The 1,656-nt window shown below is 69.0% G+C and carries 3 protein-coding genes; 1 reads left to right on the forward strand and 2 read right to left on the reverse strand.

Annotated elements, in window-relative coordinates; all coding sequences use genetic code 11:
• Positions 1–136: 136 nt before the first annotated feature.
• Complete coding sequence (locus ACZ6KY_RS42135; RefSeq protein WP_469315530.1) at positions 137–706, reverse strand: Dps family protein; 570 nt, start codon at positions 704–706, stop codon at positions 137–139.
• 63 nt (positions 707–769) lie between these two features.
• Entirely contained in the window at positions 770–940 is a 171-nt protein-coding gene (locus ACZ6KY_RS42140; RefSeq protein ID WP_355850741.1) for a hydrophobic protein, read from the reverse strand.
• 212 nt (positions 941–1,152) lie between these two features.
• Here ACZ6KY_RS42140 and ACZ6KY_RS42145 point away from each other — a divergent pair, with 212 nt between their 5' ends.
• A complete protein-coding gene (locus ACZ6KY_RS42145; protein WP_469315531.1) occupies positions 1,153–1,512 on the forward strand; it encodes a DUF5133 domain-containing protein in 360 nt (119 codons plus the stop codon).
• Positions 1,513–1,656 lie beyond the last annotated feature (144 nt).

The raw sequence follows: 1,656 nt of genomic DNA on the forward strand, positions 1-1,656 counted from the left end.
CCGGGGGGAAAGAAAAAAGAGGGGCAACTGGGGGGAGGTGGGTTGCTGGGGGGAGGTGTGGGCCCAACAAGGGGGGGGGCGCCTTTTCCCCCCCCCCCCCCCCCACACCGACGCGTACCGCCGTCCTGGCAGGCCGTTACCGCGCGCTGCCCTGGCCGGCCGATCGCGCCGCCTCGCGCTCCGTGCGGGCCCCGGCGTGCGACAGGGATCCGCCCGAACTCTCCAGATGCGCCCGGACGAACCACTGGAACTGTTCGAGCGAGCGCAGCTGTTCGATGAGAAGGTCCTCGGTCACCGGATCGATCTTGCCGACCTCGGCCACGGCAGCGCGGTGGTCCTCGACGATCCCCGTGTAGACCAGGTCGAGGGCGCCGAGGTGGGCGATGGCATCGGCACGGCCGACGCTGTAGTCGTCCCAGGTCCGTTCGGCGACGAGCGCGCCCGGCGTGCCGTGCGGAACCCCGCCGAGGGCGGAGATCCGTTCGGCAGTGTCATCGGCCATGTCACGTACGCGGTCCACCTGGGGATCGAGCATTTCGTGAACGGCGATGAAATGCGGGCCCACCACGTTCCAGTGGATGTGTTTCAGCGTGAGCGAAAGGTCGTTGAGAGCGTGCAGTCGCTTGCTCAGCACGTCGATGATCCGGCCGCCGTCGTGCGTGCTGACGCCGGGAACCGTGTAATTCGGTGTCGTGGAAGTGGCCATGTCCTTTTCCTTCGCACAAAGATCTCTCGCGGATGTTCTCGGTCGCGGTTGTCCCAGGTGGGACTACCAGCGGTACCAGCGGCCGCGACTGCCACCGGAAGCGCCCGGACGCGCCACGAAACCGACCAGCCAGACGACCAGCACGATGACCGCTATCCACCACAGAGCCTTGACGGCGAATCCGGCGCCGAAAAGGACCAGGGCGAGCAGAAGAACGAGAAGCAGGGGAACCATGAGTATCGACCTCCAGTGCCTCCAAGTGCCCTGGTTCCTTTGCGTCACACCTTTCGTCGAGGCGCTGATCCGTGCCGCGGGTGATACCCGAGGGGGCGTGATTCCACCCCGGAGACGGCATTGGGCCAAATAGGTTGTCCGGGACGGCTGTTGCGAATGAACCGTAGTGAACCGGGGCACACGGACGGAAACTCGAGAGAGGAGCCCTCGCCGTGCTCGTGCCCGACCCGAAGGTTGTCCGGAGGCTGCTGACGCGTTACGCGGCCCTGAAGATCGCGTACGCCGAGAGGGAGACGCTGGAGACGGCCCGTCGGCTGGAGGACGTCACGTACACGCTCTGTGTGATGACCGGAACGACCAGCGTGCGCGACGCCGTCGTCGCCGCCGACGCCATGCTCGTGGCCGGAGGGAACCGCCAGGACCCGCGGCGGGGCGCGCTGCTGGGGAACGGGTCATCACCGGCCGGCTCGCCGGACGGGATGCCCGCGGTCCCCTCGCCGCTGACGCAGCCGCACACCGAGGTGCGCGCTCTGAACGGCCAGGGCGTCGGCGCGCCCGGTCCCCTCTTCTGATCGCCGGGAGTGTTCATGGGGTGGGGGGGGGGGGGGGGGGGGGGGGGGGGGAAAACCCCCCCCCCCCCCCCCCCCCCCCCCCCCCCCCCCCCCCCCCCCCCAAGCCCCCACTCACCCCCCCCCAAATAAGAGAGGGATGCCCAC

The sequence above is a fragment of the Streptomyces sp. NPDC042002 genome, from assembly GCF_055588305.1.